Source organism: Caballeronia sp. AZ7_KS35, assembly GCF_023631045.1.
Taxonomy (GTDB): Bacteria; Pseudomonadota; Gammaproteobacteria; order Burkholderiales; family Burkholderiaceae; genus Caballeronia; species Caballeronia zhejiangensis.
In genome coordinates this window covers 36749-59390 of the sequence record NZ_JALQDV010000063.1, presented here as the reverse complement: position 1 = coordinate 59390, position 22642 = coordinate 36749, and the positions used below count along the sequence as shown (strand labels likewise).

22 protein-coding genes are annotated in these 22642 nt (G+C 64.8%); 10 read left to right on the top strand and 12 right to left on the bottom strand.

The window, feature by feature from the left end:
- Positions 1-159: 159 nt before the first annotated feature.
- The 5 genes from NCT05_RS33615 to NCT05_RS33595 all read left to right on the top strand — a co-directional run bounded on the left by NCT05_RS33615 (position 160) and on the right by NCT05_RS33595 (position 4651).
- Positions 160-1098 (top strand): TauD/TfdA dioxygenase family protein, encoded by a 939-nt coding sequence (locus tag NCT05_RS33615; protein WP_008345425.1) that lies wholly within the window; start codon positions 160-162, stop codon positions 1096-1098.
- Between the two features lie 66 nt (positions 1099-1164).
- Positions 1165-2250 carry an ABC transporter substrate-binding protein gene (locus NCT05_RS33610; protein ID WP_250504350.1) on the top strand — a complete coding sequence of 362 codons (1086 nt, stop codon included), beginning with the start codon at positions 1165-1167 and terminating at the stop codon, positions 2248-2250.
- 51 nt (positions 2251-2301) lie between these two features.
- Positions 2302-3075, top strand: a complete 774-nt coding sequence (locus tag NCT05_RS33605; RefSeq protein WP_250504349.1) for an ABC transporter permease — start codon at positions 2302-2304, stop codon at positions 3073-3075.
- Between the two features lie 9 nt (positions 3076-3084).
- Positions 3085-3867: an ABC transporter permease gene (locus NCT05_RS33600; RefSeq protein WP_008345434.1), complete on the top strand. Its 783-nt coding sequence runs from the start codon at positions 3085-3087 to the stop codon at positions 3865-3867.
- A gap of 13 nt (positions 3868-3880) precedes the next feature.
- Positions 3881-4651 carry an ABC transporter ATP-binding protein gene (locus NCT05_RS33595; RefSeq protein WP_033535709.1) on the top strand — a complete coding sequence of 257 codons (771 nt, stop codon included), beginning with the start codon at positions 3881-3883 and terminating at the stop codon, positions 4649-4651.
- Here the strand turns inward: NCT05_RS33595 and NCT05_RS33590 are convergent.
- On the bottom strand, positions 4648-5022 hold the full coding sequence (locus tag NCT05_RS33590; protein WP_008345436.1) for an ester cyclase: 375 nt from the start codon (positions 5020-5022) through the stop codon (positions 4648-4650). The two genes, NCT05_RS33595 and NCT05_RS33590, sit on opposite strands and share 4 nt — an antisense overlap.
- A gap of 173 nt (positions 5023-5195) precedes the next feature.
- Here NCT05_RS33590 and NCT05_RS33585 point away from each other — a divergent pair, with 173 nt between their 5' ends.
- Positions 5196-6509, top strand: a complete 1314-nt coding sequence (locus NCT05_RS33585) for a Gfo/Idh/MocA family protein (RefSeq protein ID WP_008345437.1) — start codon at positions 5196-5198, stop codon at positions 6507-6509.
- Between the two features lie 899 nt (positions 6510-7408).
- Positions 7409-8110 carry a sterol desaturase family protein gene (locus NCT05_RS33580; protein ID WP_250437727.1) on the top strand — a complete coding sequence of 234 codons (702 nt, stop codon included), beginning with the start codon at positions 7409-7411 and terminating at the stop codon, positions 8108-8110.
- A 61-nt stretch (positions 8111-8171) separates the two neighbouring features.
- Here the strand turns inward: NCT05_RS33580 and NCT05_RS33575 are convergent, their stop codons facing one another.
- The 11 genes from NCT05_RS33575 to NCT05_RS33525 form a co-directional block, all read right to left on the bottom strand.
- Positions 8172-9062 carry a LysR substrate-binding domain-containing protein gene (locus tag NCT05_RS33575; RefSeq protein WP_175982457.1) on the bottom strand — a complete coding sequence of 297 codons (891 nt, stop codon included), beginning with the start codon at positions 9060-9062 and terminating at the stop codon, positions 8172-8174.
- Positions 9063-9127: 65 nt separating this feature from the next.
- Positions 9128-9853 (bottom strand): amino acid ABC transporter ATP-binding protein, encoded by a 726-nt coding sequence (locus NCT05_RS33570; RefSeq protein ID WP_250504348.1) that lies wholly within the window; start codon positions 9851-9853, stop codon positions 9128-9130.
- A 45-nt stretch (positions 9854-9898) separates the two neighbouring features.
- Positions 9899-10555 carry an amino acid ABC transporter permease gene (locus NCT05_RS33565; protein WP_008345442.1) on the bottom strand — a complete coding sequence of 219 codons (657 nt, stop codon included), beginning with the start codon at positions 10553-10555 and terminating at the stop codon, positions 9899-9901.
- On the bottom strand, positions 10552-11316 hold the full coding sequence (locus NCT05_RS33560) for an amino acid ABC transporter permease (protein ID WP_250504347.1): 765 nt from the start codon (positions 11314-11316) through the stop codon (positions 10552-10554). The genes NCT05_RS33565 and NCT05_RS33560 overlap by 4 nt, the downstream gene beginning before the upstream one ends.
- A gap of 43 nt (positions 11317-11359) precedes the next feature.
- Complete coding sequence (locus NCT05_RS33555; RefSeq protein WP_250504346.1) at positions 11360-12172, bottom strand: transporter substrate-binding domain-containing protein; 813 nt, start codon at positions 12170-12172, stop codon at positions 11360-11362.
- Positions 12173-12211: 39 nt separating this feature from the next.
- Positions 12212-13294, bottom strand: a complete 1083-nt coding sequence (locus tag NCT05_RS33550) for an ABC transporter ATP-binding protein (RefSeq protein WP_250504345.1) — start codon at positions 13292-13294, stop codon at positions 12212-12214.
- Between the two features lie 13 nt (positions 13295-13307).
- Positions 13308-14150 carry an ABC transporter permease gene (locus NCT05_RS33545; RefSeq protein WP_008345448.1) on the bottom strand — a complete coding sequence of 281 codons (843 nt, stop codon included), beginning with the start codon at positions 14148-14150 and terminating at the stop codon, positions 13308-13310.
- The gene (locus NCT05_RS33540) at positions 14147-15067 is read right to left on the bottom strand and encodes an ABC transporter permease (RefSeq protein WP_250504344.1); all 921 of its coding nucleotides are present in this window, start codon (positions 15065-15067) and stop codon (positions 14147-14149) included. Before NCT05_RS33540 ends, NCT05_RS33545 begins: the two co-directional genes overlap by 4 nt.
- A gap of 5 nt (positions 15068-15072) precedes the next feature.
- Positions 15073-16170, bottom strand: coding sequence for an ABC transporter substrate-binding protein (locus NCT05_RS33535; protein ID WP_175982461.1), 1098 nt, complete (start codon positions 16168-16170; stop codon positions 15073-15075).
- 159 nt (positions 16171-16329) lie between these two features.
- Positions 16330-17805 carry an aldehyde dehydrogenase family protein gene (locus tag NCT05_RS33530; protein WP_250504343.1) on the bottom strand — a complete coding sequence of 492 codons (1476 nt, stop codon included), beginning with the start codon at positions 17803-17805 and terminating at the stop codon, positions 16330-16332.
- Positions 17802-19499, bottom strand: a complete 1698-nt coding sequence (locus NCT05_RS33525; RefSeq protein WP_250504342.1) for a 5-guanidino-2-oxopentanoate decarboxylase — start codon at positions 19497-19499, stop codon at positions 17802-17804. The genes NCT05_RS33530 and NCT05_RS33525 overlap by 4 nt, the downstream gene beginning before the upstream one ends.
- A 443-nt stretch (positions 19500-19942) precedes the next feature.
- Here NCT05_RS33525 and NCT05_RS33520 point away from each other — a divergent pair, with 443 nt between their 5' ends.
- From NCT05_RS33520 to NCT05_RS33510, 3 genes are all read left to right on the top strand, one after another.
- Positions 19943-20851 (top strand): ABC transporter permease, encoded by a 909-nt coding sequence (locus NCT05_RS33520; RefSeq protein WP_008345455.1) that lies wholly within the window; start codon positions 19943-19945, stop codon positions 20849-20851.
- On the top strand, positions 20838-21611 hold the full coding sequence (locus tag NCT05_RS33515; protein ID WP_250504341.1) for an ABC transporter ATP-binding protein: 774 nt from the start codon (positions 20838-20840) through the stop codon (positions 21609-21611). Before NCT05_RS33520 ends, NCT05_RS33515 begins: the two co-directional genes overlap by 14 nt.
- A gap of 61 nt (positions 21612-21672) precedes the next feature.
- Positions 21673-22641 carry an ABC transporter substrate-binding protein gene (locus tag NCT05_RS33510; protein ID WP_235366136.1) on the top strand — a complete coding sequence of 323 codons (969 nt, stop codon included), beginning with the start codon at positions 21673-21675 and terminating at the stop codon, positions 22639-22641.
- Position 22642 lies beyond the last annotated feature (1 nt).

Here is a 22642-nt window from a genome sequence, read left to right as displayed (position 1 = left end):
GGCGCGCAATGGGCGAGCTGCGGGAAAGCATCGCGGGATTGCAGCGATATGCATAGTCGAAACGCTTCGTTGGCGACGCGTCTTGTCGATGCTTCAATGTTTCCGTCGCATTGAATGCGGCCTGCATCCGACAAACGCAAACCACAACGGAGATTTTCGATGTCCGAACTTTCCACGCTCGCCGCCGAATCCACGCTGTCTCCCGTCACGTCGAATGAACCGTTCCAGGTGCGCCCGATCGGCGGGCGCATCGGCGCCGAAGTGCGCGGCGTGACGCTTTCCGCCGATCTCGACGATAACGCCATCGCCGCGATCAACAATGCGCTGCTCGAACACAAGGTTCTGTTCTTCCGCGGCCAGTCGCATCTCGACGACGCCGCGCAGGAAGCCTTCGCCGCGCGTTTCGGCGAGACCGTCGCGCATCCGACCGTGCCGTCGCTTTCGAGCGGAAGCCGTCTGCTCGAACTCGATTCGAAGCATGGCACGCGCGCGAATTCATGGCATACGGACGTCACGTTCGTCGATGCTTATCCGAAGATTTCGATTCTGCGCGGCGTCGTGATCCCGCCCGCCGGCGGCGACACGGTATGGGCCAACACGGCCGCCGCATATGCGAACCTGCCGGAAGCGCTGCGCGATCTCGCCGACAAACTCTGGGCGCTGCATTCGAACGCCTACGACTATGCCGCCACGCGCAACGTGCCCGATACGGAATCCGAGCGCGAGTACCGCAAGCAATTCACCTCGACGCTCTATGAAACGGAGCATCCGGTCGTGCGCGTGCATCCGGAAACGGGCGAACGCACGCTCGTGCTGGGTCACTTCGTGCAGCGCTTCATCGGTCTTTCGCAGCGCGATTCGGACCGTCTCGCCGAAATCTTCCACGATCACGTCACGCGCCTCGAAAACACCGTGCGCTGGCGCTGGACGCAAGGCGATGTCGCGATCTGGGACAACCGCGCGACGCAGCATTACGCGGTGGCCGATTACGCCGATGCGCATCGCGTCGTGCGTCGCGCGACCGTGCACGGCGATGTGCCCGTAGGCATCGACGGGCGCAAGAGCCGCATCGTCAAGCAGGAAACGCGCACCGCCTGACGCGTGGCGCGATACCCCATGCACCGGCGATCGCATCGCCGGCGATCCACTCTTTCTCATTGCACGATGACACTACGATTCAAGCTCTTCGTCGGCGCGGCGACGCTGTTCGCTGCGCTCATCGGTCCCGCGCAGGCCGCCGATCCGGCCGTGGTGCGCATCGGCGTCGCGCAGCAGGGAACCGGCGATCCGCCCGTTTTCGGCGGCTCGCCCGCGGCGACCGCGCTTTTGCAGCATCGCGTCGAAGATGCGTTGCAGCCCGAGCACATCAAGGTCGAGTGGATCTTCTTCAAGGGCGCGGGGCCCGCCGTCAACGAGGCGCTCGCGAACAAACAGCTCGACTTCGCGTATCAGGGCGATTTGCCTTCCGTGCTCGGCCGCGCGAACGGATTGAAGACGCATCTGCTGCTGGCGTCGAACGTCCGGACGGGTGTGTACCTCGCGGTGCCTCCTGATTCGGACATCAAGAGCGTCAAGGATCTGAAGGGCAAGCGCGTCGGCATCTTTCGCGGGACGAATCTGCAACTCGTCGCCGATAACGTGCTGAAGCAAAACGGCCTCAGCGAACGCGATCTGCGCGTCATCAATCTCGATACCGCTGCCTCGCAGGCCGCGCTGGCGTCGAAGGGCGTCGATGCGGTGTTCCTCGACTACTCGCTCTTCAAGCTGCAACGTCAGGGGCTCGCGAAGATCGTCTATGCATCGCGCGATGACGGCGTGCAGTTCACGCGCCAGGCGCATCTTCTCGTGCTCGAAGACTACGAGCGCGCGCATCCCGACACGGTGCAGAAGGTCGTGACCGCCGTGGTGCAGGCCGCGCAATGGTCGTCCGATGAAACCAATCGCAATGCACTCTTCGCGTTGTGGGCGAAGAGCGGCGTGCCGGTCGAATCGTGGTCGTCCGAGTTTGCGAATCAATCGATGAAGGACCGCATGTCGCCGCTCATCGATCCGTTTCTGGTCGCGCGTTATCAGGCCGTCGCCGACGATGCGTTGCGTCTGAATCTGATTCGTCAGCCCGTCAGCGTGAATGGATGGTTCGAGCCGAAGTATCTGGATCAGGCGCTGAAGTCGCTGAAGCTCGGAGCCTACTGGCCGCGTTTCGATGCAACGGGCAAGCCTTCCGGCGAACGTCTCGCGGAGAACAGATAAATGGCCAATGCACTGACGCGTGTGTTTCAGCCCGCGGATTGTGCGCGCGGAATGTCATCGACTGATGCGTGGCGCACGATCGGCTGGACTGCGTTGCCGTGGATCGTGCCCAGCGTCTGCGCGTTGCTGTGGGTGCTCGGCTCGCACTACGGCTGGATCTCCGCGCAAGTGTTGCCGGCGCCCGCGCTCGTCTTCGGAACGCTCGGCGCACTCGCGAAGAGCGGCGAGTTGTGGACGCATCTGCTGGCGAGCACGACGCGCGCCGCTGTCGGATTCGGCGGCGGCGTGCTGCTCGGCATCGCGCTCGGCGGATTGCTCGGCCTGTCGCGCACGCTGGAAGCCTACGTCCTGCCGAGCTTCAACGCGATCGTGCAAGTGCCGGTGCTCGGCTGGTTGCCGTTTCTCATGATCGTCGTCGGCATCGGCGAGCCGCTGAAGTATCTGCTGATCGGGCATGCGGCGCTCGTGCCCGTCACGCTCTCGACACTGCAAGGCTTTCGCGGCACGCCGCGTGCGTTGCAGGAAGTTGCGTCGGTGTATCGCTATACGCGCTGGCAAGTCATCACGCGCGTGACTTTGCCGTCCGCGATTCCGGTCATCGGCACGGGCGTGCGGCTCGCGTTCACGAAAGCGTGGCTGACGCTCGTCGTCGTCGAGCTCGTCGCGTCGTCGGAAGGACTGGGTTATCTGATCGTGTATGGACGTCAGCTTTTTCAGCTCGATCTCGTGCTGGCCGCGGTGCTGATCGTCGGCGCAATCGGCTATGCGGCAGATCGCCTGCTCGATGCATTCGAGCGCAAGCTGCAACGCGGCCGCGTCAATTGAGGATCAGCCATGTCGACTCTGGATTGGGAAGCGGGAACAGTCAAAGGATCGTGGCGCGGACTCGTGCTGCCGATAGCCGCGCTCGCCGTGTGGTGGTACGTGTCGCGCGATGCGCAAGTGGGGCGAGGCGTGATGGTTTCGCCTGCACACGTGTGGAGTACGGCGGTCGATCAGGTCCGCAGCGGGGCGCTCGCGCGTGCGTTGTCGGCATCGCTTGCGCGCGAGCTGACGGGCTTTGCGATCGGCACCAGTCTCGGCCTCGCGCTCGGCGCATTGCTCGGCATATCGAAGCTCGCGAATCGCGCGATCGCACCGAGCTTCAACACGTTCAAGCAAGTGTCGCTGTTCGCGTGGATTCCGTTGATCTCCGTGTGGTTCGGACTCGGCGATGTCGCGAAGGTCGTGTTCCTGTCGCTTGCCGCGCTCGTGCCCGTCGTGATGCATACGAGCGACGGCATCCGCGCCGTTCCCGCGAACTGGCTCGACGTGGCGCGCGCATATCGCTATGGCAGGCTGCAAACGGTGGCCTATGTCGTGGTGCCCGCAGCGTTGCCGTCCATCTTCACGGGCGTGTATCTGGCGCTCATCTATTCGTGGCTCGCGACGCTCGGCGCGGAGTATCTGCTCGTTGCGGGCAGCGGCATAGGCAATACGCTCGTCGATGGCAGCGAACAGTTTCGTATGGATCTCGTCGTGTTCGGCGTGATCGTGGTCGGTTTGACGGGGTGGGCGTTGAATGCTTTCGCGCGCGGCGTGCAGCGGCGCTGGTTCGGCGCGTCGCGCGCGGCTTGAGGAGAATCCGGATATGACGACGCAAATAGAGCAAGACAGTGGCCTGACGCTTCGGCACGTGAGCAAGCGCTTCGCTGGCGATGCGGGGCCGCCGGTGCTCGATCGCATCGAGCTGTCGATTGCGAGCGGCGAGTTCGTGAGCATCGTCGGGGCGAGCGGTTGCGGAAAGTCGACGTTGCTGCGGCTCATCGCGGGCCTCGATGGCGATTACGACGGCGAGATCGATTTCGGCGGCGAACGCGTCGTGACGACGGATCTGTCGCGCGGCATCGTGTTTCAGGATCATCGGCTGTTTCCGTGGCTCGATGTCGCGCAGAACGTCGCGGTCGCGTTGCGCAACGCGCCGTTATCGAAGGCCGAGAAGGCGCGCGCGGTGGCCGAGCATATCGAGCTCGTCGGATTGAAGGGCTACGAGCGGCTTTATCCGCATCAGTTATCGGGCGGCATGGCGCAGCGCGTTGCGATTGCGCGAGGACTGGTGAACCGGCCGCGTCTGCTGTTGCTGGATGAACCCTTCGGTGCGCTCGACGCACTTACGCGAAGCCGCTTGCAGCTCGAATTACAGCGGATATGGGAGCATGAACGGATCACGATGGTGCTCGTCACGCACGATGTGGAGGAAGCCGTGCTGCTGTCGGACCGGATCGTGGTGATGCAGGCGCGGCCGGGACGCATCGGGGAAGTGGTGGATGTATCGCTGCCGCGGCCGCGAAAGGTTGGAGATAGCAAGGTCGCCAGGTTGCGCGACGATATCGTGGACAGCTTCTTCACCGAAGCGGCCTAAAGCTGCGCTTCGATCGCCGCTTTATCGATAACGGACCACACGCGCTCGATCTTGCCATCGCGGAACTCATAGAAGACGTTCTCGCAAAACACGACGCGTCTTCCATCGATATGCAGGCCGAGGAAGTCAGCCTTCGGCGTGCATTCGAAGCGCAACCGGCAAGCGACGCGCGGCGGCTCCGCTATCAGCAGTTCGATATCGAAGCGGAGGTCCGGAATTTCGCGCACATCTTTCTTCAGGAGCTCGCGATAGTCATCGAGCGTGAGCGCGCGCGCGTTGTACTGCAGCGCATCGTGAACGAACGCGCCGAGATTCGGCCAGTCGCGCGCATTCAGGCAAGCGATGTATTGCCTGTAAATATCTGAAAGCATCGTGTGCGCTCCAAAAGGAATGGTGATGCGCTTATCGTAGCGTTGTGCGTTCGGCGGTGAACCGACGCGCGCAGCGCTCAATTCTCATCGACGACTCGCTAACCAACAAGCTTACTTCGGATGGCACGCGCAATGCTGAACGCAGGGATCACATTTCCCCGCCGGAGTTCTCGATGCCTTTTCGCGGCCAACCCGATCAGCTTTTGCCCAACGCCGCGCCCGCCGAACCGGAAGCGGGGCGCCGTTCGTTTCTGACACGCGGCGGCGCGGGCATTGCAGTCGCGCTCGCGGCCGGAACCGGCAGCGCATGGGCCGCCGGTCCTTCAGGTGCCGATGCCAATCAGGTCAAGCTGCCGCTGATTCAAGATCCGAACACGGAGCAGAAGGAAGAAACGCCCGACGCGAATCTGCCGCCCGACGCGCGCATCGGCTATGCGATCGTCGGGCTCGGACGTCTTTCGTTGAATCAGATTCTGCCCGCGCTCGCGCAATGCAAATACTCGAAGGTGGCGGCGCTGGTTTCCGGCGATCGCGAAAAGGCGCGGCGCGTCGCGCGTCAATACGGCATCGCCGATGCCGACATCCACGATTATCAGGACTTCGAGCGTCTTGCAGACAATCCGCGCGTGCACGTCGTGTATATCGTGTTGCCGAACGGCATGCACAAGGCGTTCACGCTGCGCGCGGCGAAGATCGGCAAGCATGTGCTCTGCGAGAAGCCGATGGCGAACAATGCCGCCGACTGCGAGGCGATGGTCGAAGCGATGAAGCGCGCCAATCGCAAGCTGATGATCGCGTATCGCAGCCAGTACGAGCCGATGGATCGCATGGTTGCGAAGATGGTCAAGGAGAAGAAGCTCGGCACATTGCGCGAGTTCATCGCGGGAAATTCGCAGAATGTGGGCGATCCATCGCAATGGCGCTTGAAGAAGGCGCTCGCGGGCGGCGGCGCAATGCCCGACATCGGCCTCTATTGCCTCAACGCGGCGCGCTTTCTGTCGAACGAAGAGCCGATGGAAGTCGTCGCGACGGTGCATCGCCCGCAAGGCGATCCGCGCTTTGCCGAGGTCGAGGAATCGGTGCACTTCATCCTGCGCTTTCCGAGCGGACTCACGGCGACGTGCATGTCGAGTTATGCAAGCCACGAATCGCGTTTCTTCAGGCTGCAAGGCGCACAAGGCTGGGTCGAGATGGATCCGGCGTTCGGCTATAACGGATTGCGCTTGCGTCACGGCATGCTCGTCGACGGCAAGAGCGCGACGACCGAAGTGCAGATCGATCCGCAGAACCAGTTCGCGCGCGAAATCGATCACATGTCGGTCTGCGTGAAGGACGATCTCGTGCCGCACACGCCGGGCGAGGAAGGCTTGCAGGATCAGCGGATCATCGACGCGATTTACGAATCGGCGCGCACCGGCCGCGCCGTGAAGCTCGCCCAGCCGGATGCGCCGACGCGCGGGCCGGAGCCGCAGGAAGAGACTTTCTGATCGGTTGCGAACGGGTGGCATGTGGCGCGTGCGGAAGAGATAGCGCACGAGCACGCTCGCCGCGTTGACGCCCGTCGCGAGGTGGACGCCTTGTGCGCGGTAAGGATTGGCCAGCACGACGTTGGCGAGAATCTTAACCGCGAAGCCTCAGAGATCATGCGATAGCGCGTTTCGGTCGCGAACTGATTCGCGAGTCCGCAGCGGAACAGTTTCGTCACAGCGACGGTGTCTCCGGCGTGAACGCGCCCCTCTGAAACAACAGGTTGATCCCCCGCAGAAAAAGAAGCACTTTCGCCGTGGCCCGCCCCGCGCGTGCGCCAACTCTCGCACGATCGGCAAAGACGGGCGGTACATCAGCCGTCCCTCGCGGCATCAGCGATGCTAATAGACGAAGACGCCGTTATCAGATCGATTTGACGGAGCGCGCCGGGCATTTATTCAGGCTTGCTGCTTAACCGCCCATTCCCGCGCGTCCCATTGATACGGAACCGTAAGGACGGTGTCATCCGGGCTAGCACCGATATAAGCCCGAATTATCCGGCGCATCAATAAACAGTATTAGGCGTTATGGTGCGATCTCGCTACGCTTCATCCAATGCGCTCGCTTACCACAGTCGGCGCGCACAGATGGAGACGCTGATGAACACGCGCTGCCGCAGCGAACGGCAATCCCGCATTCGTCTATCCGGTGTTGTCGTCCGCGCGCGGCAGCGCCGATCATGCGCCCGTGCTGATCTTCCAGAACGAGCGCGTGCATCGGCTTCGGGATCAGCGTTATTCGTGGTGCCAGAGACGCTCGACAAGCTCGAAGGCGGCTACGCGCGGACTCCCTCCCGAATCATTGCGCATAACGGCGGACGCCAACGGGCACACGCCTTTCACAACAGCCGGAGACATTGATGAAATACGAAGATGACGTTCGTGCGCGTTCCTACAAGTTCCGCGACGAGTATGTCGATGCCACGCCATGGTGGTATCGCGGCGAAATGCACCTCGGCTTCACATTGCTCTTCACGGGCGGCGTGATCGTCTTTTGCCTGATGCAGCTTCATGCGCCGACGCTCGCCGAATGGATGGCCGTCATTCCGCTCTTTCTGTTCGGCAACTGGGCGGAATGGGCGGCGCACCGCTATGTGCTGCATCGTCCGACGAAGTATTTCAGCATGATCTACAAGCGCCATTGCGCGGTTCATCACCGGTTCTTCACGCATGTGACGCTTGAATACAAGGGTCACCGCCACTGGCGCGCGCTGCTGTTTCCGCCTTTCGCGCCGGTTGCATTCGTGCTGGCCGCCGTGCCGTTCGCGCTCCTGATCGGGTTCGTATTCTCCCGCAACGCAGGCTACATCGCGCTGTTCACGATGGCGGCATACTTTCTGATGTACGAGGGCCTGCATACGCTCTCGCACGTCACCGACAGCCCGTTCCTCGACCGCGTTCCGTTCGTGAACACAGTGCGGCGCCTGCACGCTACACACCACGATCCCGAAGTGATGGCGACACAGAATTTCAACCTCACGTTCCCGATTTGCGACACGCTGTTCGGCACACGCAGCGACGTTCCCGGTCGTGCGCGCGAACCGTTGGAACGCGGCCACTAAGGCGCTTGTTTCCGCAAAACACAGTCGCTCGCGACGTGGCGTTGCGTACGGCGGCCTCGAACTACCCGGCCGTCGCAGCCGCCTCACGGTTGCGCATAATCCATTCGCTGAAGAGTTTGACCTTCGGCTGACTCGCGACGCACTCCGGATAGACGAAGTAATAGCGTGAGCCCGTTTCGAGCACGGTGTCGAACGGCATGACGAGCCGCCGGGCCGCCACGTCTTCGCTGACCAGCGTCCGGTCGCCGATCGCGACGCCGAACCCTTGCATGGCGGCGTTGGTCGCCAGATCGAGCGTTTCGAATGTCGGTCCGAGCGTCGCGTCGATCTCGCTCGCACCCGCGCAATCGAGCCAGAGCTTCCAGTCGCGGTGATCGCGCGTCGGATGCAGCAACGCATGATGCGCGAGATCAGCCGCGGCGGCGAGCGGACTTTCATTGAGCAGTTCGGGCGAGCACACGGGCGTGAGCTGCTCGTCGAAGAGCGGCACGGCGTGCACGTCCGCACCGGGCGACGAGCCGTAGATGATCGCCGCATCGAACGATTCGACCTCGAAATCGACATCGTGCTGCCAGGTCGTCGTGATCTGCAATTGCAGTTCGGGATGCTCGCTCTGGAAGCGCATGATCCTCGGCAGCATCCATCGCATCACGCAGGTGGGCACTTTCAGCGCGAGATCGGTGCGCTGGCGCGTGAGACGCAGCGATACCTCTTCGATGCGCCCGAAGCTCTCTCTCACGACGGGCAACAGCACGTCGCCTTCCGCCGTCAAGGTCAGGCCCCTTGCGCCGCGGATGAAAAGGGGAAAGCCGAAGTATTCCTCCAGCGCGAGAATCTGTCTGCTGATCGCCCCCTGCGTGAGGCACAGATGTTCCGCCGCACGCGTGAAGCTGCGGTGACGCGCGACGGTCTCGAAGATCTGCAGTGCGTTGAGCGGAGGAAGTCGTCGCATCGGGGCGTGTCTCCGATCATGAAAATCACGTCAGCCGGAAATAGTGTAGCAAGCCGGGCGCGGTGCTAATGCAGTATCTTGCCCAGAAAATCCCTCGCCCGGTCGGACCGCGGATGCGCAAAGAACGCGTCCTGATTTTCGTCTTCCACGATGCGCCCGTGATCCATGAAGATCACCCGGTGCGCGACCTTTCTGGCGAAGCCCATTTCGTGCGTGACGCACATCATCGTCATGCCTTCCTGTGCCAGTTCGACCATCACGTCCAGCACCTCGTTGATCATCTCCGGATCGAGCGCGGAAGTGGGTTCGTCGAACAGCATCGCGACCGGGTCCATCGACAGTGCGCGCGCAATCGCCACGCGCTGCTGCTGGCCGCCTGAAAGCTGCGCGGGATACTTGTCGGCGTGCGCGCGCAGGCCGACGCGCTGGAGCAGACGCAGCGCCTTGTCGGACGCTTCGTCTTTCGAGCGCCCCAGCACTTTCGTCTGCGCGAGCGTGAGGTTGTTCGTGATCGACATGTGCGGAAACAGCTCGAAATGCTGAAACACCATGCCCACTTTCGAGCGCAGTTTCGACAGGTTGGTGCGCCTGTCGTGGACGGACTCCCCGTTGACCGTGATGCTGCCGCTCTGGAACGGCTCGAGCCCGTTGACGGTCTTGATGAGCGTCGACTTGCCGGACCCGGACGGCCCGCAGACCACGACCACTTCGCCTTTGCCGACGGTGGTGGTGCAGTCGGCCAGAACCTGGAACTGGCCGTACCACTTCGACACGTTACCGATGGAAATCATGCGCAAACCTTTTTGAAAGTGCGTTAGCCATTGAGACGCGGCTTTTTAGCGATGTCTGCCGACGCGATACCGGCGCTCGAGCGCGCGCGCATACCAGGTCAGCGGAAAGCACATCGCGAAGTAGAGCAACGCGACGAGGGCGTAGATCGGGAAGGGACGGAACACTGCGTTGGTGATCATGGTGCCGGTCTTGGTCAGCTCCGTGAGACCGATGATCGACGTGAGCGCGGTGCTCTTCACGACCTGCACGAGAAATCCCACGGTGGGCGGCACGGCGATCTTCCATGCCTGCGGCCAGACGACGTAACGCAACTGCTGCGTCCACGTCATGCCGAGGCTCGCCGCGGCGCTCCACTGGCCGCGCGGCACCGCCTCCACGCAGCCGCGCCAGATGTCGGCGAGACAGGCGCCCGTGTACAGCGTGAGCGTGACGGTCGCGGCAGCCCAGGGCGACACTTCGACGCCCAGCAGCGGCAAGCCGAAGAAGCCGAGGAAAAGCTGCATCAGAAGCGGCGTGCCCTGGAACACCTCGACATACAGCACCACCGTCCGGCGCAGCCACGGCAGCGGCGACACGCGCATGGCGAGCAGCGCCAGTCCCGTGAGGCCGCCTCCGACGAACGCGATCACCGAAAGCACAACCGTCCAGCGCGCGGCCAGCGTCAGGTTGCGGGCGATATCCCACAGCGTGAACTCGATCATCGTGAACGCTCCTTCGGAAGGCCGGGTTCGGCCGCGCCGATGCGCAGGGACATCAGGTTGCGCAGACCGCGCCGGGAAGCGGTCGCGGCCGCGCGGCCGGCCCGTCCCGCGAACAGCCGCTTGCCGAGTCGGTTGATCAGCATGCGCAGCACGATCGACAGCAGCAGATAGATCGCGGTGACGATCACGTAGCACTCGAACGAACGGAAGTTGCGCGACTGAATGAAGCTGGCGGCGTGCGTCAGGTCAGGCACCGAAATCTGCGATACGACCGCGGAGCCGAGCATCACGATCAGCACCTGCCCGAGCAGTGCGGGAAACACGTTGGCGAGCGCCTGCGGCAACACGACGTGGCGGAACACGTGCGGTCCCCGCAGGCCGAGCGCCATCGCGGCCTGGAGCTGTCCGCGCGGTATCGAGTCGATGCCCGCCCGGACGATTTCCGTGGCGTACGCGCCGAGGTTCACCGTCATCGCCAGCACGGCGGCCTCGATTTCGCCGATATGCACGCCGAGGCTGGGCAGCCCGAAGAACACGAAGAAGAGCTGAACGAGAAACGGCGTGTTGCGAATCAGCTCGACATATGCGGTGATCGCCGCGCGGACCGGCTTCGGGCCCGTCACGGCGAGACACGCGCCGCCGATGCCGACCAGGCCGCCCAGCAGCGTCGATATGGCGGTCAGGCCGAGCGTCACCGCGACGCCATGCGCGAGCACATCGACATAGAGGCCGACGTCGCTGAAGTCGAACGTGTAGGTCATCGAGCGATCCTCCCGCGTGCGAGTGAACGGAGCGCTCCGCGCATCACAGGTCGGCCGGCAGCGGTGCGCGCAGCCACTTCTGCGAGATCGCGTTCATCGTGCCGTCCTTCTTCGCCGCGGCGATGGCTTCGTCGACCTTCTGCTTGAGGCGCGGCTCGTTCTTGTTCAGGCCCACGTGATCGGGCGAGCTGAAGAGCGAGAACTTCTGCTCGGGATCGGTCGACGGATGACGGGCGATGATCGTCGCGCCCACGTCGTTGCCCACCACGAGCAGTTGCGCCTGCCCGGCCAGAAACGCGGAGATCGCGCCGTTCGGGTCGTCGAATCGCTTGATCGACGCGGACGGCGGCGCGACCTTGCTCACGCTCAGGTCTTCCAGCGTGCCGCGCGCGACGGCCACGCTCTTGCCGGCAAGGTCGCCCGCGTTCTTCACGGGCAGCGACTTCGGACCGAATACGGCCAGGTTGTACGGCGCGTAGGCCTGCGAGAAGTCGATCACCTTTTCGCGCTCGGGCGTCTTGCCGACCGAGAGCAGCATGTCGGCCTTATGGTCGACGAGATACGCCATGCGGTTGTCGCCGGTGACCTGAATCAGTTCGACCTTCGCGTTGAGGGTCTTGCCGATCAGGCTGGACACGTCGATGTCATAGCCCTGCGGCTTCATGTCCGGCCCGATCGAGCCGAACGGCGGATAGTCCTCGAAGACGCCGATCCGGACGACGCCGGACTTGTTGATCGAGTCGAGCGCGTCGGCGTGCGCCAGCGGCGCGAATGCGCCGAGGCCCGCGATGCCCGAGAAGGCGAGGAGGGCGGCGGTGCGGGCGAGGAAGCGCTGCGCGGAAGTCGTCGTGTGCATGAAGGTCTCTCCTGTGTCGATACGGTGGGCGGCGTGAATTCAGTGCGCGGTGCGTGCCGCGATGAGCTTGCAGGCGTGCGGCGGAAGTTCCGCGAAGACGGGCATGCCGATTCGCAGGTCCGGCGTCTCGCGCGGCGTCGTGGCGGCGGTGAGCGTGAAGCCCGCGCAATCGATGGTCGCTTCGAGCGACGCGCCGACATCCCGGATGAACGCCACCTTTCCGGCGAGCACGTTGGGCCCGGGATCGACGGCGCCGTTTACGGCTGTCCGCATGCAGACGTCTTCGGGACGAATCAGCAGGCGGACATCGCCCGCCGCGCCGCGCGCGGGCGGTGCGGCATCGACGACGATCTGCTGGCCGCCCGGAAGCGCGATCCGGTCTCCGCCTTCGAGCGTGACGGGCAGGATGTTGCCGAGGCCGATGAAGTCGGCGACGAATTCGCTGACGGGATTGCGATAGATGTCGAGCGGCTTGCCGACCTGCGCGATGCGTCCTTTTTCCATGACGACGATCTCGTCGGCCATGGTCATGGCTTCGCGCTGGTCGTGCGTCACCATGATCGTCGTGATGCCGAGGCGCTGCTGCAGGAGACGGATCTCGACCTGCATCGCCTCGCGCAGCTTCGCGTCGAGCGCGGAGAGCGGCTCGTCGAGCAGCAAGAGCTTCGGCGACGACGCGATGGCGCGCGCAATCGCCACGCGCTGGCGCTGTCCGCCCGACAGCCGCGAGACCGGCCGGTCCGTCATGTGCGGCAACCGGATCAGATCGAGCAGCTCGGCGACGCGGCTGGCTTCCGCCTCCTTGCCGACCCGGCGAAGACGCAGCGGATAGGCGATGTTCTGCGCGACCGTCATGTGAGGAAAGAGCGCGAGCGACTGGAATACCATGCCGAAATCGCGTCGGTTCGCGGGCACGTCAGTCAGATCGCGGCCGGCGAAGGCGACCGTTCCGGACGACGCCGTTTCCAGCCCCGCGATGATGCGCAAGAGCGTCGTCTTCCCGCAGCCGGACGGCCCGAGAAAGCACACCAGCTTGCCGTCGGGCACGGCGAGATCGACATGATCGACGGCGTATGCGGCGTGGAAGCGCTTCGTTACCGCCTGAAGTGTCAGATGAGTCATGAGGGTTCCCCGGTTACAGCGCGACGCCTTCGTCGCCGACCAGCTTTTCGAGCAGCCAGATCAACGCAAAGTCGATGAGCACGATGACGACCGCGAACGAGAACACGGTCGGATCGAGCGAGGACACGGTGCGGCTGTACAGCCAGATGGGCAGCGTCATCGTGTCGATGCCGTACAGAAAGAACGTGACCGTGAACTCGTTGAACGAGACGATGAAGGCGAACAGCATGCCGGCGAGAATGCCGGGCCGCATGAGCGGCAGGACCACATCGACGATCGCGCGGCGCGGGCTCGCGCCCATCAGGCACGCGGCTTCCTCGAACTCCGGGCCGATCGCCGCGACCGAGGCGGCGCAGTTCTTCACCGTGAACGGCAAGGCGAGGATCACGTGCGCGATGATGAGCCGCAGAATGCCGAGCTCGACGGGCAGCACGTTGAACACGAGCAGCAGCGAGAGCCCGAGCATCACGAGCGGATAGACCAGCGGCAGCGCGACGAGCTGCTCGATAACCGCCTTCCCGCGGAAGCGATAGCGCGAGAGCGCGTAGGCGGCGGGCACCGAGACGGCGGTGGCGATGATCATCGTCGATACCGCGACGACGAGGCTCGTCGTGAGGGCCGTGCCCATCGAGAGCACATCGCTTGCGTCGGGCGATACGAACGTGTGCCACGCAGCCCGATACCAGCGCAGCCCGAAGCTCGGCGGCGGGAATTGGAGCGTATCCGAATTGCCGAACGACATCGTCACCATCGTGAGGATCGGCAGGGCGGCGAGAAAGAGCACGACGGTCGCGAGCAGGCTGGCGGCGCGGCTCAGGCGTCCCGGCATGATCGCGGAAAGGCGCAGGGCGCTCATGAACGGGCTTCCCCCGTGCTTTGCATGCCGCGTACGAGCCGTTGCGATACCGACATGACGACGAGCGTCGCCACCATCAGCACCACGCCGGATGCCGACGCGGCGGGCCAGTTCAGAAGCGGCGCCACCTGGTCGTGCACGAGCACGGCGAGCATGGGCACGCGGCGGCCGCCCAGCAGCAGCGGCACGGCGAACGCGCTCGCGTTGTAGGCGAAGACGAGCAGCGCGCCGGAAACGAGACCGGGCATCGCGAGCGGCAGGACGATGTGGCGCAGCGTCTGCGAGCGCGTCGCGCCGAGCGTAGCGGCCGCTTCCTCGTAAGAGCGCGAGATGGCGCGCATGGCGCTCGCGAGCGGCAGCACGGCGAGCGGGAACGCGGTCTGGATCAGGCCGAGCAGCACGCCGTTCTCGCGATAAAGCCACTGCACCGGACGCCGCACGACGCCGGCCGCGAGCAGCGCGTTATTCAGCATGCCCGCCGGCCCGAGCATCACGAGCCAGCCGTAACCCTGCAGCAGCAGATTGACGAGCAGCGGCAGCAGCACGCCGGCAAGAAGGAGCCGGCGAGCGAGCCGCGATTCGGTGCGCGCCATCGCGAGCGCCACCGGAATCGCCAGCGCCACCGCGCAGACCATGCTCTCAAACGCGAGCTTGAGCGTCAGCCCGAGCGAACGCAGGAAGTACGAATCGGCGAGGTCCGCGTAATTGTGAAGCGTGAGTGCGCGCCACTCGTTCCCCGGCACGCCGAAGCTCATGCGCAGCACCGCGAGCGACGCCGCGACGAGCACGGCGAGAAACGCGAGGATCGGCGCGAGCAGCACCCACGGCGGCACCCTGGGCAGCGCGGGAGCCGACGTCTGTCCGGAGGCGGCGCCTGCCAGCGCTGCCGTCCTGCGGCGGAAAGAGAGTGCGGACATGGAGCTCAGGCCGAGAAGATTTCCGTATAGCGCTTGATCCACGCCGGTTGCACCGCCGCCAATGCCTTGTCGTCGTGCAGCACGGCGTTCTCCGCGATTTGCTGGGGAGACGGCACGAACGCGCGGCTTTCGGCGGGAATCGCCGCCTTCGAGTTCACCGGACCGTTCAGCACGTCGGCGGCCATGCGGCCTTGCACGCCTGCGTCGAGCGAATGGTTGATGAACGCGTGGATCAGGTCGATGTCGCCCGGATGCGCCTTCGGTATGACCGTGAACATCAGCTGGGTGGCGAAGCCTTCCTTCATCCCGTACGTGACGGCCATCTTGTACTCGGGCTTGCGCAATTGATTGGGGAAGAACGCCGGCGAGTAGATGCCGCCGATATCCAGCGAACCCGTGCGGAACAGGTCGGCGACCTGATTCGGATTCTCGCCGAGCGTGAGCACGCGGTCCTTGAGTTGCGCGAGCTTCGCGAAGCCCGGTTCGATGTTCTGCTGCGAGCCGCCCGCCATCTTGGCGGCGATGATCGCGAGATCGACCGCTTCGGCCCATTCCGGCGGCGGCAGGAAAATCCGCCCCGCATACTTGGGATCCCAAAGCGCTTCGTAGGTCGTGGGCGCCGTCTTGACCGACGACGTGCTGTAGACGAGACCGTCCGACCACAACAGATAGCCGATGCCGAAGCCGTTGGCGCCCGTTTGATACCGCGCGGCGACATCCTTCAGGTTGGGGAGTTTGTTCAGATCGGGCTTCATCAGCAGACCGGCATCCGCGAGACCCGAGGCGCCCACGCCCGCGAGCGTGATGACGTCGTAGGTCGGGCGGTCTCCGGCCGCTTTCACTTTCGCCACCATGCCGGAGGTGCCGTCGGCGCGATCGGCGATGACCTGCGCGCCGGTCTTCTGGCTGAACGTCGCGGCAATGTTGCGCAAGGCCGCCGCGCCGGTGTCGTCGGACCATGTGAGCAGGCGCAGCGTCTTGCCGGCGAAGCTCCTCTCCTGCGCCTTCGCGGTGCTGATGAACGGCATCGGCAGACTCGATGCGGCGAGCGCCATGCCGATGGTCTTGATGGCCTGCCTTCTGCCTCGTTTGATGTCATGCATGGTTCACTCCTCGCTGAACGTGCAGCAGTCGGTCAATGCGGTCGGTCGATCAACAGCGGCGTTGTGAGAGCACTCTAGGGACGCAAAATTTCGGCAACAATCGAAATCTCGGCATGGTTGCCATGAGCCGAACGCATGGCTCGGCCTTAACAAAAGCTTTCAGTCGGGATCGGCCGCAGTCAGCACCTGCTTGATTTCCTGGAAGGCCGCGAGTCCGAACGGCCCGAGTTCGCGGCCGATGCTGCTCTTCTTGAAGCCGCCCCAGGATGTCTGAGGAAAGATCAGTTGCGGCGCGTTGATCCAGACGACGCCCGCCTGCAACGCGGCCGCCACGCGCTGTCCGCGTGCCGCGTCGCGCGTGACGACGCTTGCGACCAGCCCGAACTCGGTGTCGTTGGCGGTGGCGATCGCTTCGTCTTCCGTGTCGAAGCTGCGCACGCACAAGACGGGTCCGAAGATCTCTTCGCGCCACACGGCGCTGCCGGTGGGCACGTCGACGAACATCGTTGGCTGCACGAAGTATCCGGGTCCGTCGGGCGCCTGGCCCTGGACCACGAGGCTCGCGCCGTCCGCCTTGCCCCGCGCGATGAAGCGTTGCACGCGTTCATGCTGCGCGCGGTTCGTGAGCGGCCCCATCTGCACGGCGGCGGCGAACGGATCGCCGACGACGGTGCGCGCGACCCGGTCGGCGAGGCGAGCGATCAGCGCCTGCGCGAGCGGCCGTTCGACCAGCACGCGCGACGTGGCCGAGCACATCTGTCCGGCATTGAAGAACGCACCGCCGATGACGAGATCGACGGCGAGATCGAGGTCGGCGTCCGCGAAAACGACGATGGACGACTTCCCGCCCAGTTCGAGGCTCACGCCCTTGATGGACTGCGCCGCCGCCTTCATGACCTGCTCGCCGACCGCCGTGCTGCCGGTGAACGAGACCTTGGCGATGAGCGGATGCGTGGTGAGCGCCGCGCCGACATCGGTGCCGGTGCCGGTCACGATGTTGAACACGCCGGGTGGCAGGCCGGCCTGCTCGACGATCGCGGCCAGCGCCAGTTCCGGCAGCGGGGTGAATTCGGAAGGCTTGAGCACGACCGTGCATCCCGCGGCGAGCGCGGGCGCGAGTTTCCAGGCCGTGGTCACCATCGGGAAATTCCACGGCACGATCAGGCCGACCACGCCCGCGGGTTCACGGCGGATCACCGCGCGATGCCGGTCGCTCGGGATGGCGATCGCTTCGCCCGGTTCATCCAGCCGTTCGGCCAGCCCGGCGTAGTAGTCGAAGGTGGCGACCACGTCGCCGACATCGATGCGGGATTCGGCGATCGGCTTGCCGTTGTTGAGCGACTGAAGCGCGGCGAGATGCTCGCCACGGGCTTCCACGCCGCGGGCGATCGCTCGCAGAAAGGCGGCGCGCGCGGCGCCCGAAGTCTGTTTCCAGGCGCGCCATGCGTGCGACGCGGCGCGCACCGCGCGATCGACGTCGGCGGGACCGGCCGCGTCCACTTCGGCGATCGTCTCTTCGGTCGATGGATTGATGACGGGCAAGCGTTGCCGCGTTTCGGGCGCGCACCAGCAGCCGTCGATGAAGAGCTGGGTGCGCAGCGGAAAGTCGAAGACGGGGCGTGCGTTCGCGTTCATGACGGCACCCGTGCAAACCAGTCGGCTTCGCGGACCTCGATCACGGTCGGGACGTCGCGCGATACTGCGCGCCGCAGCTCGGCTTCGAGGGTCCGCGGGTCGTCGACTCTTGCGGCCTCGCATCCGAAGGCTTTGGCGAGCGCGGCGAAGTCGGGCGTGTAGATATCGACGCCGACGGGCGTGATATCGCGTTGCGCCATGTATTTGCGGATCTCGCCGTGGCCGAAGTTGTTCCACACCAGCACGATCACGGGCACGCGCGCCTCCACCGCGCTCGCCAGTTCCGGCAGCGTGAACTGCAGACCGCCATCGCCGATCAGGCAGACGACCGGCCGCCTGGGCGCGGCGAGCTTCGCGCCGATGGCGGCGGGCAGTCCATACCCGAGCGTGCCGTAGCCGGTCGACGAGTTGAACCATGAGCGCGGCGCCGGTGCATCGTGGAGAAAGTTGCCCGCGTAGACCGGGCTCGTCGAATCGCCTGCAATGACGACGCCGGGCAAGGTGCCGACGATCGTGTCGATCAGGCGCTGCTGCGAGCGCATCGCGGCGTCGCAGCCGGCCAGGTTGGCGGCCCGCACCGCGGCGACGCGCGCCGCGCCCCAGTCCGTCGCGGCCGGGCGAACGGGACGCTCGTGCAGTCTCGTCGACAGCTCGCTCAACGCCTCGCGCGCGTCACTGACGATGGCCACATCCGGACGAACGTTGCGCATCAGTTGTTGCGCATCGATATCGATGCGGATGAGCTTGCCTGCGATCGCAAAGCCGCCGTCGAAGACGACGTCGTAATCGGTTTCGCCCAGTTCGGTTCCGACCGCGAGCACTACGTCGGCTTCGCGGATCATCGCGCGGGTGTGCGGCAGCGACTGCGTGGACCCGATGAGAAGCGGCTGTCCGGACGGCAGCAGACCTTTCGCATTGGTCGTGAGCGCGACCGGCGCCTGCAGCCGCTCGGCGAGTTCGCGCAGTTCGGCGGCAGCGTCGGCCGCGCCGCCGCCAGCGAGAATCAGCGGGCGGCGCGCCTCCGCGAGCAGTTCCGCGGCGGCGGCGAGCGCGGCGGGGTGTGCAGCGGGTTTCGCCGCACGCACGGCGCACGACGCCTCGATGACGCCCGCCGGCGACACGATGACGTCGAGCGGGATCTCGATATGCACCGGCCGCGGCCGGGCGCTCTCGAACACCGCGAACGCGCGGGCCAGCACCTGAGGCAGATCGGCGGCATCGAGCAAGGTGTGCGAAAACGCGGCGAGCCCGTTGAATACTTCGCGCTGCGAGGGCAGTTCGTGCAGGCGTCCGTCGCCGCTGCCGAGCTCGCTGCGCGCATTGACGCTCGATATCACGAGCATCGGGACGGAATCGGCATGGGCCTGTGCCATCGCGGTCGCGATATTGGTCATGCCCGGACCGGTGATGATGAAGCACACGCCGGGCTTGCCGGTGACACGCGCATATCCGTCGGCCATGAAGCCCGCGCCCTGTTCGTGACGGGGCGTCACGTGCCGGATCGACGAGCGCGCAAGACCGCGATAGAGCTCTACTGTGTGCACCCCCGGGATGCCGAAGACATACTGGACCCCGTAAATCTCGAGCAAGGTGACGAGCGATTCGCCACAGGTTCGATGGCGCGAGCCGGCCTGGCCGTTTGCCGTTCTCACGTTGCGATCGTCGAAGTGCCTGGTGGATTCACGAAGGTTCATCGGTCGTTGCATTCCTGATTGGTTGGACTGCGGAGGCGGCTGGGGTGCAATCATTCTCGACGCGGCTCCGTCGCGAAGCCAATCGAAAAGATCTCATGAGGCGCATCAGATTTCGGCATGGGTCAGGCAGGCCGCGCGTGGATGGATGGCAGCCCCGCGGCGGGCTCGTGCTCCGTGCTTCGGAAGCGCATCGCGGATCTTCAGCTCGGGACACGCGGCTGCGTGAAATGCGACGCTCGCGCTGGTCGGCGGACCGATCCGCATCGGCCTGACAGATGAAGAGGTGGAACAGCGCGGCTCGCCGGGTCCGGATAGTCCCTCGACTGCAATAGTTATTCGGGAAAGCGCGCATAGCATCCGGCAAACGCTTCGTTTGCTCGCAATGGGGGCGAACGTACCATCATTCGTTCAACCCGCTCCCGGTCATTCCCGCCCGCCTGCCCATGAACGTTCCCCGCTATCCTTCCGCCGCGCTACGGCTCGATGCCGGCGCGCCCCCCGAACGGGACGACAAGCGCACAAACGATACGCGCGCGCTAGTCGACCTGCCCACACGCGAAGCGGCGCAGGCACGCGCGCGCACGTTGAGCGCGCTGCGCTCGCGGGGTTTGCGCATCGGCGTTCCGCTCGCGTTGATCGTGTTGTGGCAGCTCGCATCCTCGCTGCAACTCGTCGCGCCCGAAACCTTGCCGCCGCCGACCGTCATCGTCGCGGCACTGAAGGAACTGATCGCGGACGGCGAACTGCAAAGCGCGATCGGCGTGTCGCTCGTGCGCGCGGCGACGGGCTTGGCCATCGGCGGCGGCATCGGTCTTTTGGCGGGCCTGTTTGCGGGCCTGTGGCGCGTCGGCGAAGAGATCGTCGATGCGCCACTGCAGATGCTGCGCACCATTCCGTTCATTGCCCTGATTCCGCTCTTCATCACCTGGTTCGGCATCGGTGAAGGCGCGAAGGTCGCGGTGATCCTCGCGGCCACCATCTTTCCGATGTATCTCAACACGTATGCCGGCGTGCGCGGCGTCGATCCGAAGCTGCTCGAAGCGGCGCGCGTTTTCGGGCTGTCGAGCCGGCAGATGGCGCTGCGCATCATTCTGCCGACGGCGCTGCCATCGATCCTCGTCGGCGTGCGCTATTCGAGCGCCGTCGCCTTGCTCGCGCTCGTCGTCGCGGAGCAGATCAACGCGCAGAACGGCATCGGCTACATCCTCGTGAACGCGAACCAGAATCAGCGCGCGGACATCATCATCGCGGGCATTCTGGTGTATGCGGCGCTCGGCATCGTCACCGATCTCGTGATGCGCGCGCTCGAACATCTCGCCCTGCCGTGGAGGCCGCGTTTTGAACTCGCCTGACATCGAACGCTTCGACGCGTTGCAACAGCGCGAAGCCGCGCTCGAACTCGACCGCGTGAGCCGAGTGTTCGCCGGGCGCGCGGTGCTGAAGGACGTCTCGCTCACCATCAGGCGCGGCCAGTTCGTGTCGATGCTCGGCGCATCGGGCGCGGGCAAGACGACGCTGTTGCGCATCCTCGCCGGGCTCGATCGCGCCGACAGCGGTCGCGTGCGCGTCGCGGGCGCGCGTTCCGTCGTGTTTCAGGAGCCGCGTCTCGTGCCCGCCAAGCGCGTATGGGAAAACGTCGTCATCGGCCACGACCGCCTGGGCGCGGCGAAGCAGTCCGCGCTCGCCGCGCTCGACGAAGTCGGCTTGTCGCGCCACGCGCAAGGCTGGCCGAAGACGCTTTCCGGCGGCGAGGCGCAACGCGTCGCGCTCGCGCGTGCGCTCGTGCGCGAGCCGAAGCTCTTGTTGCTCGACGAACCCTTCGCCGCGCTCGATGCGTTGACGCGCATCCGCATGTACGAACTCGTCGCGCGTCTGTGGCGCGCGCATACGCCTGCGGTCGTGCTCGTGACGCACGACATCGACGAAGCGATTCTGCTGTCCGATCGCATCGTCGTGCTATCGCAAGGCGAGATCAACGCGGATGTGACGGTCGATTCTCCGCGTCCGCGTTCGCGCGGCGACGAGCACGCCATCGCGTTGCGCGCGCGGCTGCTCGCGGAACTCGGCGTCGACGACGCTGCATTGCAAGCCGCGTCCCGAAACGCGGCATGAAGACTTCATTCACTCAGACCACACGTTCATGCGCATCAGGAAACGCTTCATCGCTTTTTTCGTGACGAGTTTCGTCGCGGGGTCGTCGGCATCGTTCGCGCAAGGCGAACCGCTGACGCTCACGATCGGCACGCAGGACGCCGCATGGCCATTGATCGTCGAAGCGTCGCACGTGCTCGACGGCGCGCCGTACAAAGTCAAATGGGCCGTGCTGACCGGTCCGGCGGCGCAACTGTCCGCGCTGTATTCGAAGGTGCTCGATGTCGGGCTGATGGGCGATACGTCGCTCATCATCGAACAGGGCAACGCACGCACGCCGTGGACCGCGGACACCGCGCCCTTGCAGATCATCGCGGGCTGGCGCAATCCGGATAGCAGCTATCCGCCTATCGTCACGGTCGTGCGCAAGAGCGCCGACGTCAAGGACCTCGCCGATCTCAAGGGCAAAACGTGGGGCTATAACTTCGGCGGCTTCAACTATCTGCAATACGTGCTCTCGTATGTGAAGGCCGGACTCAAGCCGAAGGACTTCGAAGCCGTCAAGTTCGGCGACGGCAACGTGTCCGCGTCCGCGTTCAATGCGGGGCAGGTCGCGGTCTATTCGGGCGGCTACGGCCCGGTCAAGGAAACGGTGGACAAGGGCGATGCGCGCGTCATCATCAGGAGCGACGAACTCGACATACCGGCGTTGTCCGTGTTCACCGCCCGTACCGACGTGCTGCGCGATCCGAAGAAGAGCGAGGCGCTCGGCGACTTCCTCGGCCGCCTGAAGAACTCGTGGACGTGGTGGGCGCAGAACGTGCCGGCCGTCGAGAAGATCTATCTCGAGAAGATGAAGCAAAGCCCGGCGCGCGCGAAATTCTCCGCCGAAAACGGACGTTCCCGGTTCTATCCGCTCGACAAGGAACTGGTGGCGCGCGAGCAGAAGATCGCGGACACGCTCTATAAATCCGGCGACATCAAGAATCAGATCAAGGTGGACGTAGAGTTCAACCCGGTGTTCGACAGGCAGGCCGTCGCATCGCACTGAA

Bases quoted from the DNA above. Each gene is read 5' to 3' on its own strand.
- NCT05_RS33615 (WP_008345425.1), top strand. From the start codon at position 160: ATGTCCGAACTTTCCACGCTCGCCGCCGAATCCACGCTGTCTCCCGTC.
- NCT05_RS33610 (WP_250504350.1), top strand. From the start codon at position 1,165: ATGACACTACGATTCAAGCTCTTCGTCGGCGCGGCGACGCTGTTCGCT.
- NCT05_RS33605 (WP_250504349.1), top strand. From the start codon at position 2,302: ATGTCATCGACTGATGCGTGGCGCACGATCGGCTGGACTGCGTTGCCG.
- NCT05_RS33600 (WP_008345434.1), top strand. From the start codon at position 3,085: ATGTCGACTCTGGATTGGGAAGCGGGAACAGTCAAAGGATCGTGGCGC.
- NCT05_RS33595 (WP_033535709.1), top strand. From the start codon at position 3,881: ATGACGACGCAAATAGAGCAAGACAGTGGCCTGACGCTTCGGCACGTG.
- NCT05_RS33590 (WP_008345436.1), bottom strand. From the start codon at position 5,022: ATGCTTTCAGATATTTACAGGCAATACATCGCTTGCCTGAATGCGCGC.
- NCT05_RS33585 (WP_008345437.1), top strand. From the start codon at position 5,196: ATGCCTTTTCGCGGCCAACCCGATCAGCTTTTGCCCAACGCCGCGCCC.
- NCT05_RS33580 (WP_250437727.1), top strand. From the start codon at position 7,409: ATGAAATACGAAGATGACGTTCGTGCGCGTTCCTACAAGTTCCGCGAC.
- NCT05_RS33575 (WP_175982457.1), bottom strand. From the start codon at position 9,062: ATGCGACGACTTCCTCCGCTCAACGCACTGCAGATCTTCGAGACCGTC.
- NCT05_RS33570 (WP_250504348.1), bottom strand. From the start codon at position 9,853: ATGATTTCCATCGGTAACGTGTCGAAGTGGTACGGCCAGTTCCAGGTT.
- NCT05_RS33565 (WP_008345442.1), bottom strand. From the start codon at position 10,555: ATGATCGAGTTCACGCTGTGGGATATCGCCCGCAACCTGACGCTGGCC.
- NCT05_RS33560 (WP_250504347.1), bottom strand. From the start codon at position 11,316: ATGACCTACACGTTCGACTTCAGCGACGTCGGCCTCTATGTCGATGTG.
- NCT05_RS33555 (WP_250504346.1), bottom strand. From the start codon at position 12,172: ATGCACACGACGACTTCCGCGCAGCGCTTCCTCGCCCGCACCGCCGCC.
- NCT05_RS33550 (WP_250504345.1), bottom strand. From the start codon at position 13,294: ATGACTCATCTGACACTTCAGGCGGTAACGAAGCGCTTCCACGCCGCA.
- NCT05_RS33545 (WP_008345448.1), bottom strand. From the start codon at position 14,150: ATGAGCGCCCTGCGCCTTTCCGCGATCATGCCGGGACGCCTGAGCCGC.
- NCT05_RS33540 (WP_250504344.1), bottom strand. From the start codon at position 15,067: ATGTCCGCACTCTCTTTCCGCCGCAGGACGGCAGCGCTGGCAGGCGCC.
- NCT05_RS33535 (WP_175982461.1), bottom strand. From the start codon at position 16,170: ATGCATGACATCAAACGAGGCAGAAGGCAGGCCATCAAGACCATCGGC.
- NCT05_RS33530 (WP_250504343.1), bottom strand. From the start codon at position 17,805: ATGAACGCGAACGCACGCCCCGTCTTCGACTTTCCGCTGCGCACCCAG.
- NCT05_RS33525 (WP_250504342.1), bottom strand. From the start codon at position 19,499: ATGAACCTTCGTGAATCCACCAGGCACTTCGACGATCGCAACGTGAGA.
- NCT05_RS33520 (WP_008345455.1), top strand. From the start codon at position 19,943: ATGAACGTTCCCCGCTATCCTTCCGCCGCGCTACGGCTCGATGCCGGC.